The sequence below is a fragment of the Bacillus sp. FJAT-27916 genome (genome assembly GCF_001183965.1).
Classification (GTDB): domain Bacteria; phylum Bacillota; class Bacilli; order Bacillales; family Pradoshiaceae; genus Pradoshia.
Map to the genome: position 1 here is coordinate 4,080,687 of NZ_LFZV01000001.1, position 18,957 is coordinate 4,099,643.

The window sequence follows — 18,957 nt, forward strand, 5'->3', positions numbered from 1 at the left end:
GCTGCCCTTTGTACCACCCATTGTAGCACGTGTGTAGCCCAGGTCATAAGGGGCATGATGATTTGACGTCATCCCCACCTTCCTCCGGTTTGTCACCGGCAGTCTCCCTAGAGTGCCCAACTGAATGCTGGCAACTAAGGACAAGGGTTGCGCTCGTTGCGGGACTTAACCCAACATCTCACGACACGAGCTGACGACAACCATGCACCACCTGTCACTCTGTCCCCCGAAGGGGAACGCCCTATCTCTAGGGTTTTCAGAGGATGTCAAGACCTGGTAAGGTTCTTCGCGTTGCTTCGAATTAAACCACATGCTCCACCGCTTGTGCGGGCCCCCGTCAATTCCTTTGAGTTTCAGCCTTGCGGCCGTACTCCCCAGGCGGAGTGCTTAATGCGTTAGCTGCAGCACTAAGGGGCGGAAACCCCCTAACACTTAGCACTCATCGTTTACGGCGTGGACTACCAGGGTATCTAATCCTGTTTGCTCCCCACGCTTTCGCGCCTCAGCGTCAGTTACAGACCAAAGAGTCGCCTTCGCCACTGGTGTTCCTCCACATCTCTACGCATTTCACCGCTACACGTGGAATTCCACTCTTCTCTTCTGCACTCAAGTCCTCCAGTTTCCAATGACCCTCCACGGTTGAGCCGTGGGCTTTCACATCAGACTTAAAGGACCGCCTGCGCGCGCTTTACGCCCAATAATTCCGGACAACGCTTGCCACCTACGTATTACCGCGGCTGCTGGCACGTAGTTAGCCGTGGCTTTCTGGTCAGGTACCGTCAAGGTGCCAACCTATTCGAATGGCACTTGTTCTTCCCTGACAACAGAGCTTTACGACCCGAAGGCCTTCTTCGCTCACGCGGCGTTGCTCCGTCAGACTTTCGTCCATTGCGGAAGATTCCCTACTGCTGCCTCCCGTAGGAGTCTGGGCCGTGTCTCAGTCCCAGTGTGGCCGATCACCCTCTCAGGTCGGCTACGCATCGTCGCCTTGGTGAGCCGTTACCTCACCAACTAGCTAATGCGCCGCGGGCCCATCCGTAAGTGTTAGCCGAAGCCAACTTTCCCTCTGACACCATGAGGTGTCAGAAACTATTCGGTATTAGCACCGGTTTCCCGGAGTTATCCCAATCTTACGGGCAGGTTGCCCACGTGTTACTCACCCGTCCGCCGCTAATCATCCGGGAGCAAGCTCCCATCTGATTCGCTCGACTTGCATGTATTAGGCACGCCGCCAGCGTTCGTCCTGAGCCAGGATCAAACTCTCCAAAAGATGTTTGATCTAGCTATTAAAATAAAACATTGACGAGAGTTAAACTCTCAAGTTTTAAGACTTGCTTAGCGTTTCGTTTTGTTTAGTTTTCAAAGAACAATCTGTTTCGTTGTCGTTTTCAGCGACTTTACTATCATACCAAGTCAGCTTCATTTTGTCAACAACTTTTTATCTCTTTTTTTCTTTCGTGACCTGCTTTTCTCGGTCAGCTAAATCAGTATACCAACATATAGACTGGTTTGCAACATCTTTTTTCTCTTTTTATGTATTTCTTTTAAAAGATATAAAGAAAGCCAGGAGGTGAACAAGCACTCCCTGGCTTAAAACCATTATTCTTCGCCTTCATCAGACTCTGTCGTTTCACCATTTGCAGGTGTTTCTAGAATTGTTTCTTCATTTTCCTCATCAGAAACATCCTCTGATTCAGGTTCCTTCTCAACCTTCGCCACAGTGGAAACATACTGATCTGGCCCATCTTCAAGTCTGATCAGCTTAACGCCCATTGTGTTTCTTCCAAGGCGGGAGATTTGGCCAACATCCATACGAATAATGACACCATTAGCGGTAATAACCATTAAGTCTTCTTCACCTGTTACAGTTTGGACTGAGACAAGCTCTCCGTTCTTATCAGATACATTACATGTCTTGATACCTTTACCGCCTCGGCTTTGAATACGGTACTCTTCTTCGCCTGTACGCTTACCGTATCCTTTTTTGGTTACGATAAGAATGTCATCCTTCTCTTCAAGGATGTCCATTCCGACTACCTCATCACCATCACTCAAACTGATGCCTTTAACACCTGTAGCCGTACGGCCCATAGAACGTACATCCGTTTCTGGGAATCGGATAAGAAGCCCATTTTTCGTACCAATAATAATATCGCGTTCCCCATCTGTTAATTTAACAGAGATGAGTTCATCATTCTCACGCAAGCCTAAGGCAATTAAACCGTTGTTACGGATATTAGAGAAGGAGGACAATGGTGACCGCTTAGAGATCCCCTGCTTCGTTGTGAAGAAGAGGAACCAATCGTCCGCAAACTCTTGAACCGGGATGATGGCATTGACCCATTCTCCTTGATCTACTTCAAGCAAGTTGATGATTGGAAGTCCCTTAGCTGTGCGTCCGAATTCAGGAATCTCATACCCCTTCGAACGATATACCTTCCCTTTATTGGTGAAGAATAAAATCGTATCGTGGGTAGAGGTTGTTAGCAGGTGCTCAACAAAGTCATCTTCGTGAGTTCCCATTCCTTGAATTCCGCGACCTCCCCTTCTTTGGCTCCGGTAGGTGGAGGCAGGAAGACGTTTGATATAGCCCTTATTTGTAAGAGAAATAACGATGTTCTCTTGAGGGATAAGGTCTTCATCTTCAATGCTTTCGAGACCAGCAAGTACGATTTCTGTGCGTCTCTCATCATTATAACGCTCTTTAATATCAAGCAATTCCTCACGGATAAGCTCTAGAAGCTTCCCTTCATCCGCAAGGATTGCTCTTAATTCACCAATCAAGGTCATTAATTCGCTATATTCCTGCTCAATTTTGTCACGCTCGAGACCTGTTAATCTTTGCAGGCGCATATCGAGAATCGCTTGGGCTTGTTTCTCGCTCAATTCGAACTTCGTCATCAAGCCTTCACGCGCGATATCTGTTGTTTGAGATCCACGGATCAAAGCAATGATCTCATCGATATGGTCAAGGGCAATTCGCAGCCCTTCGAGAATATGAGCTCTAGCCTCAGCCTTCCGAAGCTCATATTGAGTACGGCGGCGGACAATGACCTTCTGATGCTCTAAGTAATAGTAGAGCATTTGTTTAAGGTTCAATACCTTTGGCTGGTCATCAACAAGAGAAAGCATGTTGATTCCGAAAGTAGTTTGCAATGCTGTGTGTTTATAAAGATTGTTCAAAAGAACATTCGCATTGACGTCACGTCTTAACTCAATAACGATTCGCATACCGTTACGGTCTGATTCGTCACGAAGGTCTGTAATCCCTTCTACCCGCTTGTCGCGAACAAGCTCAGCAATTCGCTCTACCAATTTCGCCTTATTCACCTGGTAAGGAATTTCGGTGATAATAATCGATTGTTTGCCGTTTGATTTTTCTTCAATAAAGGAGTTGGCACGAAGCGTAATAGAACCCCTTCCTGTCTCATAGGCCTTCCGAATTCCGCTTCTGCCAAGGATTTTACCGGCAGTCGGGAAGTCAGGGCCCGGAATGATCTCCATAAGCTCCTGAATTGTAATCTCAGGATCCTTACTTAAGGCTAGCACGCCATCAATAACCTCACCTAATTGGTGAGGCGGAATATTCGTTGCCATCCCAACGGCAATCCCAGCTGAACCATTGACTAAAAGGTTCGGGAAACGGGATGGAAGAACAACAGGTTCTTTTTCAGAACCATCATAGTTATCCCGATAATCAATCGTATCCTTATTCAGATCTCTAACAAGCTCCATTGAGATCTTCGACATACGTGCTTCTGTATAACGCATCGCCGCTGCTGAGTCTCCATCGACAGAACCGAAGTTACCGTGGCCTTCGACAAGCATGTAGCGATAGTTGAAATCTTGCGCCATGCGGACCATTGTTTCATAAACAGCTGAATCACCATGCGGGTGATATTTACCGATTACTTCACCGACGATACGAGCTGACTTCTTAAATGCCTTATCAGATGTCATCCCTAAATCATTCATCGCATAAAGAATCCGTCTGTGTACCGGCTTTAGACCGTCACGTACGTCCGGCAATGCCCTCGATACAATAACGCTCATCGCATAATCCAGGAATGATGTTCTCATTTCCTGAGTAATATTTATCTCTTTTACTCTTGGGTTTTCCATTTCCGCCATGGAACTACCTCCTCTTATCCACGAACTCCTGTTTTACAAGTAAAAAGACAGGATAGATAGGCCTATCCTGCATGATTACCTATAGGAACCTGGAACGCTCTAATCAGGTACCTGCCAAACCATTTATCATATATCAAGGTTCTTAACGTATACCGCATTGTCCTCAATGAAGTTACGGCGCGGCTCAACCTTGTCACCCATCAGCATCTCGAATGTTTCATCCGCGTCAATGGCGGCTTCAAGACTAACTTGAAGGAGTGTTCTCGTATCTGGGTCCATCGTTGTATCCCATAATTGTGTTGCGTTCATTTCACCAAGACCTTTATAGCGCTGCAAGCCCGGCTTTGGCTGTGCTGGAAGCTCAGCCATAATCTTCTCAAGCTCGCGGTCATTATAGGCGTATTCTACTCGCTTGCCTTGCTGTATTTTATATAGCGGTGGCTGCGCGATATAGATGTAGCCATGCTCAATGATTGGTCTCATATAACGATAGAAGAACGTTAACAATAATGTTCTGATATGGGCGCCATCAACATCGGCATCAGTCATGATTACGACCTTATGATAACGTGCTTTAGAGATATCAAAGTCTTCTCCAATGCCTGTTCCAAGAGCCGTAATGATATTGCGAATCTCCTGGTTGCCGAGAATCTTATCAAGGCGTGCCTTTTCAACGTTAAGAATCTTACCTCTTAGCGGCAGGATTGCTTGGAAATGACGATCACGTCCTGTTTTCGCTGAACCACCCGCAGAATCACCCTCTACGATGTAGATTTCACTGATAGAAGGATCCTTGGATGAACAGTCTGCAAGCTTACCTGGCAGGCTGGAGATCTCCAGGGCACTCTTTCTTCTTGTCAGCTCACGTGCTTTTTTCGCTGCAGCTCTTGCTCTTGCAGCCATTAAGCCTTTTTCAACGATTTTCCTAGCGACAGATGGGTTCTCCAGCATGAATTTCTCCATCTTCTCTGAGAAGAGATTATCGGTGATGGTTCTTGCTTCAGAATTCCCTAATTTTGTTTTTGTTTGACCTTCAAACTGCGGGTCCGGGTGCTTGATGGAAATAATGGCTGTCAATCCTTCGCGCACATCCTCCCCCGTAAGGTTTTGGTCATTATCTTTAAAGATGCCGTTCTTACGGGCATAATCATTGATGACTCTCGTTAAAGCGGTCTTAAAGCCAGATTCATGTGTACCGCCTTCATAGGTGTGAATATTATTCGCAAATGAATAAATATTGCTCGCAAAGCCATCATTGTATTGAAGGGCTACCTCGATGGAGATACCGTCTTTTTCCCCTTCGACATAAATTGGTTCCTCGTGGAGTACCTCACGTGTACGGTTTAAATGCTCTACATAGGATTTAATTCCGCCCTCATAGTGATACTCATTAAATTTATCTTCTTCGCGGTCGTCGCGAATCGTAATCTTAATGCCGCGGTTAAGGAAGGCTAACTCCCTTAAACGAACTGCAAGGATGTCATAATCATATATAAGGGTTTCAGTGAAGATTTCACCGTCTGGCTTAAAAGTAATGGTTGTTCCCGTCCGGTCAGACTCTCCCGTAATTTGGAGGTCACCCTTTGGAATCCCTCGTTCAAATTTTTGAACATGGATTTTTCCTTCACGTTCAACCTGCACCGTTAGCTCAGTGGAAAGGGCATTAACTACAGACGCGCCAACACCGTGCAATCCGCCTGATACCTTGTAGCCCCCGCCGCCAAATTTACCTCCGGCATGCAGGGTTGTCATGATGACTTCAACTGCCGGTCGGCCAACCTTTTCATGGATACCTACAGGAATCCCGCGCCCGTTGTCTTTGACCGTGATGCTATTGTCGGGGTTGATAATGACATTGATTTCATCACAATATCCGGCCAGTGCCTCATCAATACTATTATCGACAATTTCCCATACTAGATGGTGCAATCCTCTGCTGCTTGTTGATCCAATATACATACCCGGCCGCTTTCTTACTGCCTCAAGGCCTTCGAGTATTTGTATCTGATTTTCATCATAGGACCCATTTTGGATATCTGTTTGTTCCGTAGTCAAACCCATTCACCTACACTTTTCATGCATTTATTTCAAAACTTTACTTCTCTTTTAAATACGAACCTTTGATGATTTTCGTTTTAATGCTGCTGACCCTAATGAGGAGAGATATATGTGGTTATTTGTGATGACGATCGATTTAGCTGGTGGATGTTCAGCTAAGCGGATGACGTCGTTTTCCGAAATAAACTCTTTCAATAATGGTGAGCTATCAAGGAGCTTTGCATCCAAAATAGCCACAATCTCACTTGTCTTCACTACCGTATCATTACCGATATGAAGGTACACTCCGTCACCTCATTTCATTCTGGCCATTGTGCCGCTTTTCACTTGGAAGGTCGCAGCCTCCCGTAATGTTTGATGATCGATGCCCTCTACACTCGTCGTTGTCACGAATGTCTGTACCTTTCCCTGTATAGTGTTCAATAGGTGGGATTGGCGGTAATCATCCAATTCAGACAAGACATCATCAAGCAAGAGGATTGGATATTCATTGATTTCAGAATGAATCAATTCAATCTCCGCCAGCTTCAGGGACAAAGCGGTTGTCCGCTGTTGACCTTGTGAGCCGAAGGTTTGTACATCTCTTCCATTGACGAAAAACTCCAAATCATCTCTGTGCGGACCAATCAGCGTTGTACCGCGTTCCTTTTCTCTCATTTCTATTTTATCAAATTTTTCCTGAAATCTTTCTACTATTTTCGACATATCCATAGATTCTGATACCTCTATAGATGGTTTATATCGAATTTCGAGGGTTTCAAGGCCTCTTGAGATGCCCTGATGAATTGGTTTTGCCCAATTCTGCAACAGGTCTAGGAACTCAAATCGCTTCATGAGTATTCTCGCAGCATAATGAATGAATTGTTCTGTCAGTACAGCAAGCATCGTATCATCCGTAACCTTTCTCATCTGAATCTGCTTCAAGAAGGCATTGCGTTGATGCAGAATCTTTTGATACTGGCTGTATTCATGCAAATAGACAGAGGAAACCTGTCCAATCTCCATGTCAATGAAACGCCTTCTAATTTGCGGGCTTCCCTTGACTAAATTTAAATCCTCTGGAGCGAACATCACGACATTCATATTTCCAATATATTGACTAAGGCGTTTCTGTTCGAGGTGATTGCATTTAGCTTTCTTGCCTTTCTTGGAGATTGTCAGCTCAAGGGGGATAGATCCGTTATTCTTTTTTACTCTACCCTCTATTCTAGCATAATCTTGGTCCCAACGAATGAGATCTTTATCATTTGAAGTCCGATGTGATTTTGCCATTGCGAGCACATACATGGCTTCCATGACATTTGTTTTCCCTTGGGCGTTTTCACCTAGAATGACATTGACCTTGTTCTCAAATTCCGCCGTCAAACTCTCATAATTCCGATAATGTTGAAGAGCAATCTTTTCAAGATACATAATTAGGTCCTTTGCTTTATTCCGTGATTATATAGGAACCGATTTCCGGTACCTCAATACGATCGCCAACGCGGAGTTTCCTGCCTCGTCGGACATCCAATTCTCCGTTGATATAAACTTCGTATTCTGAAAGGAACCATTTTGCCGCTCCGCCAGAATCAATGATGCTGGCCAGCTTCAAAAATTGTCCAAGGGTTATATATTCTGTTTGAATTTGAATAGATTCCATTTCAAAAAATCCCACCTGTAAAAGTCTCTAAAAGTTTATTTTACTAAATAAAATGATTTTACACAAAAAAACCTGTTCTAGGGTCAATCCGACGAACAGGCTTTCTCAAAGCAATCAATTAATACGTTCTCACTGGCAAAATTAATTGAAGCATACTCTCATCTTCCACACCTTTTAAGACAAATGGTCTCATAGCTCCTGTGAAATTGATCGTTACTTCTGTTACATCCAGCGCCTTCAATGCATCCATCATATATTTTGCACTAAAGGAAATTTTCAATTCTTCTCCTTCAATAGAGTGTGTCAAAATTTCCTCTGTAACAGTCCCTACTTCTGGTGTATGGGAGGAGATTTCAATATAAGAACCTTCAAGGGTAGAAAGTTTAACGACATTGTTTCGGCTTTCTCTAGCTAATAGAGAGGCACGGTCAATGGCATGCAATAATTCCTTCGTATTGATTCTTACATCCGTTTTACTCTCATTTGGAATTAGACGAGATGTGTCAGGGTAATTGCCTTCAAGTAACCGAGAGAAGAACAATAAATTCTTGGATTTGAAGAGAACTTGGTTTTCAGTGAAAATCATTTGAATTTCTTCATCCGTATCATCAAGGATCTTACTGAGTTCATTTAAGCTCTTCCCTGGAACGACGACACTATGGCTATTTCCATTGCCGCTGATTGCCGTTTTCCTCATAGCTAACCTGTGAGAGTCTGTTGCAATACAGATTAATTGACCATCTTCAATACGCCAGTTTACACCTGTCAAGACAGGGCGTGTTTCTGAGGTGGACACTGCAAAGATGGTTTGCCTAATGATTGTTTTTAGTAAATCAATTGGCATGGAGTACATATTTTCTTCCTCAATTTGCGGAAGCTGTGGATAATCCTCTGCATTTAATCCATTTAATTTATACTCTGCTTTTCCTGAGCGAATCAAGGTTTGTAAATGTGATTGGACTTCAATTTCTACTGTATTCTCGGGCAGCTTTTTAACAATTTCAGCAAAGAAACGAGCTGGAAGAACGATCGAACCTGTTTCTTTAATCTCAACAAGCTCATTACCCTCTTCTTCAGAAGGAATATAAGATTCAATAGAGATGTCAGAATCGCTCCCTGTTAAAGTGACGCCTTCTTCGTTTGCTTTTAATTTAATCCCCGTCAAGATCGGAATCGTTGTTCGAGTGGATACTGCTTTTAGAACATCATTGACGCTTTGAACCAAACGGTCGCGCTGAATAATAATTTTCATTAGTAATCCTCCAAATTGTGACTAATCTTAGATACATATTTATTATTTATTTTAATAAAAAAATAGAAGAAGTAATAGTAGGCCCTGTGAGTATGTGGATAACTCGAAAAAATGACGGAAAAACAGTCTATCCACATGTGGACAGACTGTGACTAATCTTGGGTGTTAAACGGTTCTTATCAACAATAGAATAATCGGCTGTTGATTAATGAACGTTAAGCGTACTATTGATTTCTTTAATATGTTCTTGAAGCTGTGTGTCAGTTTGCATGAGTTTTGAAATCTTTTCATGGGCATGAATAACTGTTGTATGGTCCCGGCCTCCGAACTCTTCTCCAATCTTCGGTAAAGAGGAGTCTGTGAGCTCACGGGATAGATACATAGCAATCTGTCTTGGATAGGCAACTGATTTTGTTCGTTTCTTTGCCTTGAAGTCTTCGAGCTTCACATTAAAATGTTCTCCAACTGCCCTTTGAATATCCGCAATTGAGATGATTTTCGGTTTCGAATTCGGAATGATATCCTTTAAGGCCTCTGCTGCTAAATCTGCGTTTATATCCTTATTGATGAGGGAAGAATAAGCCACTACCCGAATAAGAGCTCCCTCCAGCTCACGGATGTTGGAGTCAATTTGGTTGGCAATGTAGATCATGACCTCATTGGAAATATCAAGCCGCTCAGCCTTTGCCTTCTTACGAAGAATCGCAATCCGCGTCTCAAGGTCAGGAGGTGTGATATCCGTGATCAAGCCCCATTCAAAGCGGGATCGCAGGCGGTCCTCAAGTGTCGGAATCTCCTTCGGAGGGCGGTCACTTGAAATGACAATCTGCTTGCTTTCCTCATGAAGAGCGTTAAATGTATGGAAAAATTCCTCTTGGGTTGATTCTTTCCCGGCTAGGAATTGAATATCATCTATTAATAGAACATCGACATTCCGATATTTGTTTCGGAAGTCTTCCGCACGGTTGTCACGAATGGAGTTAATGAACTCGTTCGTGAATTTCTCTGATGATAGATAAACCACCTTGGCAGAAGGATTATGCTCAAGTACATAATGACCAATCGCGTGCATTAAGTGTGTTTTTCCGAGTCCAACGCCCCCATAGATGAAGAGGGGATTATAGGCTTTAGCTGGTGCCTCTGCTACCGCAAGAGAGGCGGCGTGTGCAAACCTATTCCCAGAGCCGATGACAAACGTGTCGAACGTGTATTTAGGAATCAATAGGGTCTGCGGTATTTCATGCTGCTCATCTTGATTTTTCTTCACTTTCTTGGCTGGAGCAGGAAGATCATATTCTTCTTCTGTTTGGTTATGAGGAATGATGAACTTCACTTCCAAATGTTCGCCAGTGATTTCATATAGGACATCTCCAATGACCTCTGAATAGCGTTCCTCAAGCCAATCGCGCGCAAATTCGTTCGGAGCCACGACAGTCAGTGTATCCTTTTTTAAGGAATGAACCTTTGTCGATTTAAGCCATGTCTCAAAGCTCGGCTTGCTTATTTTCTTCTCTAGTATGGATAAAGAATGCTTCCATAGTTCTTCTATGTTTTTCACTTGTCGATCCTCCTTCTGACAGCCAATTCACCTTAACCCGCTAGAAATATTTACGAAAAGGATAGGGAATGTATAAAAATAAGTAACCATGTATAAGGAAATTTATGAGGGTTTTACGTTTTCGACAATATCCACCACCTGTGGACAAAGTTATTCCGTACTGTTTATAAAACTATCCACAACTTATTAACATTCTGTGGATAGTTTTCTCTTGTGGATAAGTTATCAAGAATGAAAACATAAAATATAATATCAAAAAATAACAGTAGTTGCAACGTTTTTTATTATTTATCCACAACGCGCACGACGTGGGGATAAAAGTTTTCCACAAGGGAGTGGATTGTGAAAAACCTGTCGAAAAAGGATGTGGATTGTGGAAACCGATTAATTTAATTATCCACAACATATCCCATAACAACAAGTATAAAATTCACGTTGACTAGAAAGAATAAAAAATCGGCAGATCGGAGACGTTAATGAAAGTATAAGTTGACAATTGGGTATCTGCCTCTATATACTTGTAAGGACTGTCTTTAACTGTAATCCTCAGGGAGGTGTACTATAATGAAAAGAACGTACCAACCAAATAAACGTAAACACAGCAAAGTTCATGGGTTCCGTGCCCGTATGAGCACTAAAAACGGACGTCGCGTACTTGCTGCACGTCGTCGTAAAGGAAGAAAAGTATTGTCTGCCTAAGACCACTGACCATTTCAGTGGTCTTTTTTTCAGGTGGACTACAATAGTCATCGAATAATGGCCCTTTAGCTTTGGAGCGGGAGCCCTTGACTAGGCAAACTTGCATAGAAGGGGCACTTGACCGAGTGAAGGGCCATTTTGACTGTCAGTATATAAATGAACATGATTATGGTTTAATAAGAAAGAGACTTTTAATAAACTGGTAAATGGTCAATGCTTAAAGAGGAATGAAAATGTTCCGGGTTTTTGAAACAAATTCATACGAATAACGTAGAGTACTAGGTGCAGGTGGACACATGAATAAGGAAAGAAGAATTAAGAAGAACCAAGAGTTTCAGGAGGTCTTCAAGAAGGGGCAATCCTTTGCCAACCGCCAGTTTGTCGTATATGTCCTTGAAAGGAAAGAGCAAGAGCAGTTCAGGCTCGGCTTGTCTGTCAGCAAAAAGATTGGCAATGCCGTCACGCGCAACCGCGTGAAACGGTATGTTAGACAAACTTTCCTTGAGATGGAGGATCGAATCAAGACAGGAAATGACTATATCATCGTTGCGAGAAAGCCTACACATGCGATGGATTTTCATGAGACGAAGAAGAGCCTTACACATGTTTTGAAACGAGCATCTGTCTTGAAGAGATACTGAGTTTTGCAATTTGTCGCAAAAACGATTGAACAGGATAGGCATTGCGATAGAAAAGATGTTAAAATACATTCATTGGACAAGAGGTTCAAGAGACCTCTTAAGTAGTTAGGAGGAAAGAAGGCTTGAAGAAGAAACATTTGCTTCTCTTTGGTTCAGTCATATTTCTCATTGCTTTCCTATCAGGGTGCAGCGAGATCAATGAACCAATCACATCAGAGAGTGAAGGAATCTGGAATACGTATTTTGTTTATCCGCTTTCCTGGTTGATTACGAAAATGGCAGAATTACTTGGCAACCGTTACGGATTATCCATCATAGTTGTCACAATCTTTGTTCGACTTCTCATTTTGCCATTGATGATCAAGCAAATAAAAAGCACAAAGGCTATGCAGGCAATTCAGCCTGAAATGAATCGTTTGAAGGAGAAATACAGCTCCAAAGATGCAGAAACACAGCAGAAGCTGCAGCAGGAAACAATGGCCTTGTTCCAGCAGCATGGTGTTAACCCATTAGCAGGATGTCTGCCAATCTTTATTCAGATGCCGATTTTGATTGCATTCTACCATGCGATTATGAGGACGACTGAAATAGCCAATCATAGTTTTCTGTGGTTCGATTTAGGGGATAAGGACCCGTTCTTCCTCTTACCGCTTATCGCAGGTGCAACAACATATATCCAACAAAAGATTTCTATGGTTGGACAAGATAATAACCCAACAATGCAAATGATGCTCTACATCATGCCGATTATGATTATCGTGTTTGCGATTAATTTCCCGGCTGCATTATCTCTTTACTGGGTTATTGGTAACCTATTCTCTATTGCTCAAACTTACTTCATTAAAGGTCCAGATATTAAGCAAGCGAAATCTGACAAAGCAATGGCTAGAGCTGGAGGTAAGAAAAAGTGAAACAAGTAACCGCAACTGCCCAAACGGTGGATGAAGCCGTTGAATCTGCAATGAAACAATTAAACGCGTCCAAGGATATGATTGAAGTTCAGGTCGTGGATGAAGGCAAAAAAGGCTTTTTGGGCTTATTTGGCACAAGGCCGGCCATTGTTAAAGTCATCTTGAAGCGGGATCCATTGGCAGAAGCCAAGCGCTTTATTGAAGACGTCGCAGAGAAAATGGGTGCGCCGGTGCAAGTGACACTGAAAAAGGAAGGTAAATTAGTCATTTTTGAGCTGTCTGGCGAGAAAATTGCCATGTTAATTGGTAAAAGGGGACAAACCCTCAATTCATTGCAATACTTGACTCAGCTTGTGGCTAATAAGCACTCCGAGCAATATTTGACTGTTATGCTGGATGCAGAGGATTACAGAAGCAGAAGGACACAGACGCTCACGCAGCTTGCAGAGAAAATGGCAAGCAAGGCTCTTTATACGAAAAAGGAAGTCCCGCTTGAGCCGATGCCATCCTATGAGCGGAAGGTTATCCATTCAGCATTGATGAACAAGAAGAATATTAAGACTTACTCCGCGGGGAATGAACCGAATCGCTATATTGTGATTGCCCCGCATAAATAAAAAATGCCGGCCAAGGATTTGGCCGGCATTTTTTATTGGTCCAGATTTGAATCATTTGGGGAAGGCTCAGAGGGGGCTGATTGCTGCAGCATCTTCAGGAGCATTCCTTTGTTTCTGGATATATCCTCTAGAGAATAAGCATCAAGCACCCCAATGAAGGCTAGGAGAGCTTGATTCAAAATGCTCCTGAGTGAACAAACAGGTGATATCGGGCAATGATCATCTGACGTGAAGCATTCTACAATAGCAAAATCCTCTTCGGTCTTTCGAACAAGCTCCCCAATATTAATATCCATCGGATCGATGGCTAGACGGATCCCGCCATTTCTTCCCCTGATCGTTTCGATATAGCCTAATTTCCCTAAATGATAAATAATCTTCGTCAAGTGATTTTTGGATATGCCATAGGCGGCCGCAATATCCTTGATATTGACTAATTTATGAGTATCAGCGCTTAAATACATTAAGACGCGAATCGAATAATCCGTATAACTCGTTAATCGCATGATCAATCCCTCTCTTTCTGCCTGCGATATGTATTATTCATACTATCATATTTAAAAGAAGTATTTTAAATATTGCTTTTATTATTATTTATGTGGATAATAAAGATGTATTTAAAATACATCTTTTAGAAACAGAGGGAGTGATTGGGATGTTATCAGCTAAAACGATTGAAATTGTTAAGTCAACAGCCCCTATTTTAGAAACAAGAGGGAAAGAAATAACCACCGCCTTTTACAGAAATCTATTTGTGAAACACCCTGAGCTTTTAAATATTTTTAACCATGCGAACCAAGAAAAGGGGCGCCAGCAAACGGCTCTTGCCAATACGGTGACAGCGGCAGCCCATTATATTGACAAGCTGGAGGTCTTATTGCCAGTGGTAAAACAAATTGCCCATAAGCATCGAAGCTTAGCCATTAAGCCTGAGCATTATCCTGTTGTTGGAGAGAATTTGCTTGAAGCCATTAAGGAAGTGCTTGGGGAAGCGGCTACAGATGAAATTATCGGGGCTTGGGCAGAAGCATATGGCGCAATCGCTGAAGTATTCATTGCGGTTGAGAAAGAAATGTATGAGGAAGTAGAAAGAGCAGACGGCGGATGGGCTGATTATAAGGAATTCATTGTAACGGACAAAGTGGCGGAAAGTGACGTGATCACCTCCATTTACTTAAAGCCTGCAGATGGCAAGGCTCTTCCGGAATTCAAGCCGGGCCAATATATGACCATCAGAATTTCCATCCCAGGTGAGGAATATTTGATGAACCGTCAGTACAGCTTGACCTGTTCCCCAAATAAGGAGCAGTACCGGATATCCGTGAAGAAGGAGCTCCCTGGAAACAGCCCGGATGGAAAGGTTTCGAATTTCCTTCATACCCATCTGAATGTAGGAGACCGCTTGGAGGCAACAGCCCCAGCTGGGGACTTTACCCTAGATGTAACGGGTTCAGAACCAGTTTACTTCATCGCCGGAGGGGTTGGAATCACGCCATTTATGAGCATGCTCCATACCTTATCTGACCGGAATCCTGAAAGAAAAGCTGTTTTGAAGCATGCAGTGAGAAATGAGCAAGTACAGGCATTTAAAGAGGAGCTAAAGCAGCTGGCTGAAAAGCTGACTGACTTCGATGCTGAATTTTATATTAGTGACAGCCAAAGGAAAATGACCTCCGAAGATCTTCAAGGTCTTGATGCGAAGGGAATCTACTATGTATGCGGGCCGGCAGGATTCATGAATTTTGCTGTGAGCTCCTTGCGAGAAGCAGGTATTCATGCCGAGCAGATTCATCATGAATTCTTCGGACCTGCTATGCAGCTCGAGGAGAGTAAATAAGCTTTATCTTGGCGATAATAAGGGTATAGGCTGACTTTACCCGCTAAGACATTTGAATAGAGAGAACAAAAGGGGCGAGGGGCGAAAATCTTGCTCCTTTTTTTATGGAAGCTTGCTTAATCCCTTGGCCTTGAAAAAACTCAGGAAAGACACTGAAAAAGAGAATGCGCTAAGATTCTTGTTATTCACATGTGGATAAGTTAAAATTAAACGTATTGCATTTCTACAGATGTGGATAAACGCGATTCATACACTAGTCGGAAAAGCCGATTTTATATAAAAGGAAGAACACAACAGGAAAGGAGTAAAAACCATGGATTTTGAAACAATTGCTGCGATATCAACTGCGATGGGAGAAGGGGCAATCGGGATTGTTCGTTTAAGCGGAGATGAGGCAATTAAGATTGCTGATTCCGTCTATCGAAGCCCGAAAGGCAAATCCTTGGCTGACGTGAAGAGCCATACCATCCATTATGGACATATGGTCGACCCTGCAACAAACCAAATAGTCGATGAAGTCATGGTGTCTGTTATGAAGGGGCCGAATACCTTCACACGCGAGGATACGGTTGAAATCAATTGTCATGGTGGACTTGTCTCCGTCAACAAAGTTCTGCAATTAGTCTTGAATCAAGGCGCAAAATTAGCAGAGCCAGGTGAATTCACGAAACGAGCATTCTTAAACGGCCGTATTGACCTGTCTCAGGCTGAAGCAGTCATGGACCTCATTCGTGCAAAAACAGATAAAGCGATGAACATGGCATTAGGACAGGTTGAAGGAAAGCTGTCCAAACTGATTCGAACACTCCGCCAGGAAATCCTCGAAACACTTGCCCAGGTTGAAGTAAATATTGATTACCCAGAATACGATGATGTAGAGGAAATGACACATCGCTTATTTAAGGAGCGCTGTGAGTACGTGAAGACGGAAATTGATAAGCTGCTGCAAACAAGTCATCAAGGGAAGATTCTTCGAGAAGGCATATCAACCGTTATTGTCGGACGTCCGAATGTTGGGAAGTCCTCTCTGTTAAACAGCCTTGTGCAGGAAAATAAAGCAATCGTCACAGACATTCCAGGAACGACACGTGATGTAATCGAGGAATATGTAAATGTAAGAGGGGTCCCGCTCCGTCTCGTTGATACAGCGGGAATCCGTGAAACAGAAGATATCGTTGAGCGAATTGGTGTTGAGCGTTCAAGAGAAGTGTTGAAGAAGGCAGATTTAATTCTGCTCGTCTTGAATAATGCTGATGATTTTACAGAAGAAGATATACGCTTATTTGAAGCGGTAGATGGCATGGATGTCATTGTCTTAATTAATAAGACAGACCTGCCGCGTAAATTGGACTTAAATCAAGTGAAGGATAAAGCGAAAGACTACCCGATTATTATGACTTCCCTTAAGGAAGAGGTAGGTATCGATCAACTTGAGGAGGCAATTGCCAGTCTGTTCTTTGAAGGGAACCTGCAGATGGGGGATGCAACCTATGTTTCGAATTCCCGTCATATCGCTCTTTTAAACCAGGCGAAGAAGGCGATTGAGGACGCGCTTGAAGGAATTGAAGCTGGTGTGCCAATTGATCTTGTCCAAATCGATTTAACAAAGTCATGGGAGATGCTCGGAGAAATTATTGGGGACAGTGTGCAGGAAAGTTTAATCGATCAGCTGTTCTCTCAGTTTTGTCTTGGGAAATAAGGAGGTTAAACAATGGCATATCATGCTGGTGAATATGATGTAATAGTAGTAGGAGCGGGGCATGCCGGCTGTGAGGCTGGTTTGGCCGCGGCAAGACAGGGTGCAAAGACGCTTGTCTTGACCATTAATCTTGATATGGTGGCATTCATGCCATGTAATCCATCTGTCGGAGGCCCTGCCAAAGGGATTGTCGTTAGGGAGATTGATGCCCTGGGCGGAGAGATGGGGAGAAATATTGATAAGACACACATCCAAATGCGGATGCTCAATACAGGTAAAGGACCAGCCGTCCGCGCACTGCGGGCGCAGGCCGATAAATTTGCCTATCAAAATGAAATGAAGAAAACATTAGAGGATGAGAAGAACCTTACACTCATGCAGGGAATGGTTGACCGTCTTATCATAGAAGAAGGCGAATGCAAAGGGGTCATCACCCAAACAGGAGCAGTTTATCATTCTAAGGCAGTTGTCATTACAACAGGAACCTTCCTGCGCGGTGAAATCATACTCGGCGAATTGAAATACTCCAGCGGTCCGAATAATCAGCAGCCGTCCATCAAGCTTTCAGAACATCTAGAAGAGCTTGGTTTTGATTTGGTTCGCTTTAAAACAGGAACGCCTCCACGTGTAAACGGGGAAACGATTGACTACAGTAAAACAGAAATCCAGCCTGGTGATGATGTACCAAGAGCATTTTCTTATGAAACAACCGCTTATATTACTGACCAATTACCATGCTGGCTTACGTATACGAATGAAGGAACACATACCATCATTGATCGCAATCTTCATCGCTCACCAATGTATTCCGGCATGATCAAGGGCACTGGTCCGCGTTATTGCCCATCCATTGAAGATAAAGTGGTTCGCTTTAATGATAAACCGCGCCACCAAATCTTCCTTGAGCCAGAAGGCCGCAACACACATGAGGTATATGTTCAAGGACTTTCCACAAGCCTTCCGGAGGATGTTCAGAAGGAGATCCTTTCTACAATTCCTGGACTTGAGAATGTCCAAATGATGCGTGCCGGCTATGCAATCGAGTATGATGCGGTCGTTCCGACTCAGCTCTGGCCAACACTAGAAACAAAGCAAATTAAGAATCTTTATACAGCAGGACAAATTAACGGTACCTCTGGTTACGAAGAGGCAGCAGGTCAAGGCTTAATGGCAGGGATTAATGCAGGCCGCAGGGCTCTGAATGAGGAGGAGCTCATCCTAAGCCGCTCAGAGGCCTATATTGGAGTTTTAATAGATGACCTGGTTACGAAGGGGACGAATGAGCCCTACCGTTTATTGACATCCAGAGCAGAATACCGTTTGCTCCTCCGCCATGATAATGCAGATCTTCGCTTGACGGAAATTGGTCACAAAATCGGCTTGATTAGTGATGAACGCTACGAACGATTCCAAGAGAAAAAGGCATCCATCGAAGCGGAAATCGAAAGGCTTCGAAATACGATCATTAAGCCGAGCGCTGATGTTCAGGCTAAACTGAAAGAGTGGGGAAGCAGCGAGTTGAAGGATGGTATCCGCGGTCATGACTTATTGCGCCGGACTGAAATGAACTACCATCTTGTGAGCGAGCTCATCCCAAGTGATACAGAAATCACGGATGATGTAGCAGAGCAAGTGGAAATCCAAGTGAAATATGAAGGCTATATCGAAAAATCCATTCAGCAGGTTGAAAAGCTGAAGAAAATGGAGAACAAAAAGATTCCTGACTTGATTGACTATGATGCCATCACAGGACTCGCCTCTGAGGCTAGACAGAAATTGAAACAGGTTCGACCATTATCCGTTGCACAGGCATCTCGGATCTCTGGTGTTAACCCAGCCGATATCTCCATTTTGCTCGTCTATATCGAACAAGGGAAAATCGCTAAAATAGCCCAAAACTAATAATGAGGTA

15 protein-coding genes and 2 other annotated features are annotated in these 18,957 nt (G+C 43.4%); of the genes, 7 read left to right on the top strand and 8 right to left on the bottom strand.

Going from position 1 to position 18,957, the window contains the following annotated elements:
- Positions 1-22 precede the first annotated feature (22 nt).
- Positions 23-317: a sequence feature (16S ribosomal RNA rRNA prediction is too short), on the bottom strand.
- Positions 318-377: 60 nt separating this feature from the next.
- Positions 378-1,262, bottom strand: a sequence feature (16S ribosomal RNA rRNA prediction is too short).
- Positions 1,263-1,599: 337 nt separating this feature from the next.
- From gyrA to dnaA, 7 genes are all read right to left on the bottom strand, one after another.
- Positions 1,600-4,131, bottom strand: coding sequence for a DNA gyrase subunit A (gene gyrA, locus AC622_RS20055; protein WP_049672642.1), 2,532 nt, complete (start codon positions 4,129-4,131; stop codon positions 1,600-1,602).
- A 126-nt stretch (positions 4,132-4,257) separates the two neighbouring features.
- Entirely contained in the window at positions 4,258-6,165 is a 1,908-nt protein-coding gene (gene gyrB / locus AC622_RS20060; RefSeq protein WP_231589615.1) for a DNA topoisomerase (ATP-hydrolyzing) subunit B, read from the bottom strand.
- 72 nt (positions 6,166-6,237) lie between these two features.
- Positions 6,238-6,474: an extracellular matrix regulator RemB gene (remB, locus tag AC622_RS20065; RefSeq protein WP_049672644.1), complete on the bottom strand. Its 237-nt coding sequence runs from the start codon at positions 6,472-6,474 to the stop codon at positions 6,238-6,240.
- A 9-nt stretch (positions 6,475-6,483) separates the two neighbouring features.
- The gene (recF, locus tag AC622_RS20070) at positions 6,484-7,602 is read right to left on the bottom strand and encodes a DNA replication/repair protein RecF (RefSeq protein ID WP_049672645.1); all 1,119 of its coding nucleotides are present in this window, start codon (positions 7,600-7,602) and stop codon (positions 6,484-6,486) included.
- A 16-nt stretch (positions 7,603-7,618) separates the two neighbouring features.
- The gene (yaaA, locus tag AC622_RS20075; protein ID WP_049672646.1) at positions 7,619-7,831 is read right to left on the bottom strand and encodes a S4 domain-containing protein YaaA; all 213 of its coding nucleotides are present in this window, start codon (positions 7,829-7,831) and stop codon (positions 7,619-7,621) included.
- 118 nt (positions 7,832-7,949) lie between these two features.
- Entirely contained in the window at positions 7,950-9,083 is a 1,134-nt protein-coding gene (gene dnaN, locus AC622_RS20080) for a DNA polymerase III subunit beta (RefSeq protein ID WP_049672647.1), read from the bottom strand.
- Between the two features lie 205 nt (positions 9,084-9,288).
- Positions 9,289-10,641: a chromosomal replication initiator protein DnaA gene (gene dnaA / locus AC622_RS20085; protein ID WP_049672648.1), complete on the bottom strand. Its 1,353-nt coding sequence runs from the start codon at positions 10,639-10,641 to the stop codon at positions 9,289-9,291.
- Between the two features lie 564 nt (positions 10,642-11,205).
- Here dnaA and rpmH point away from each other — a divergent pair.
- The 4 genes from rpmH (at position 11,206) to jag (ending at position 13,509) form a co-directional block, all read left to right on the top strand.
- Positions 11,206-11,340 (top strand): 50S ribosomal protein L34, encoded by a 135-nt coding sequence (gene rpmH / locus AC622_RS20870; RefSeq protein WP_066109727.1) that lies wholly within the window; start codon positions 11,206-11,208, stop codon positions 11,338-11,340.
- 296 nt (positions 11,341-11,636) lie between these two features.
- The gene (gene rnpA, locus AC622_RS20090; RefSeq protein ID WP_049672649.1) at positions 11,637-11,981 is read left to right on the top strand and encodes a ribonuclease P protein component; all 345 of its coding nucleotides are present in this window, start codon (positions 11,637-11,639) and stop codon (positions 11,979-11,981) included.
- A gap of 122 nt (positions 11,982-12,103) precedes the next feature.
- Entirely contained in the window at positions 12,104-12,892 is a 789-nt protein-coding gene (gene spoIIIJ, locus AC622_RS20095) for a YidC family membrane integrase SpoIIIJ (RefSeq protein ID WP_049672650.1), read from the top strand.
- The gene (jag, locus tag AC622_RS20100) at positions 12,889-13,509 is read left to right on the top strand and encodes an RNA-binding cell elongation regulator Jag/EloR (RefSeq protein WP_049672651.1); all 621 of its coding nucleotides are present in this window, start codon (positions 12,889-12,891) and stop codon (positions 13,507-13,509) included. Before spoIIIJ ends, jag begins: the two co-directional genes overlap by 4 nt.
- Positions 13,510-13,541: 32 nt before the next feature.
- Here the strand turns inward: jag and AC622_RS20105 are convergent, their stop codons facing one another.
- The gene (locus AC622_RS20105) at positions 13,542-14,015 is read right to left on the bottom strand and encodes an RrF2 family transcriptional regulator (protein WP_049672652.1); all 474 of its coding nucleotides are present in this window, start codon (positions 14,013-14,015) and stop codon (positions 13,542-13,544) included.
- Positions 14,016-14,164: 149 nt separating this feature from the next.
- On the opposite strand from AC622_RS20105, the gene hmpA reads away from it, so the two are divergent.
- The 3 genes from hmpA to mnmG all read left to right on the top strand — a co-directional run bounded on the left by hmpA (position 14,165) and on the right by mnmG (position 18,947).
- Positions 14,165-15,346, top strand: coding sequence for an NO-inducible flavohemoprotein (gene hmpA, locus AC622_RS20110; RefSeq protein ID WP_049672653.1), 1,182 nt, complete (start codon positions 14,165-14,167; stop codon positions 15,344-15,346).
- A gap of 313 nt (positions 15,347-15,659) precedes the next feature.
- A complete protein-coding gene (gene mnmE / locus AC622_RS20115; protein ID WP_049672654.1) occupies positions 15,660-17,045 on the top strand; it encodes a tRNA uridine-5-carboxymethylaminomethyl(34) synthesis GTPase MnmE in 1,386 nt (461 codons plus the stop codon).
- A 12-nt stretch (positions 17,046-17,057) separates the two neighbouring features.
- Complete coding sequence (gene mnmG / locus AC622_RS20120; RefSeq protein ID WP_049672655.1) at positions 17,058-18,947, top strand: tRNA uridine-5-carboxymethylaminomethyl(34) synthesis enzyme MnmG; 1,890 nt, start codon at positions 17,058-17,060, stop codon at positions 18,945-18,947.
- Positions 18,948-18,957: the final 10 nt, after the last annotated feature.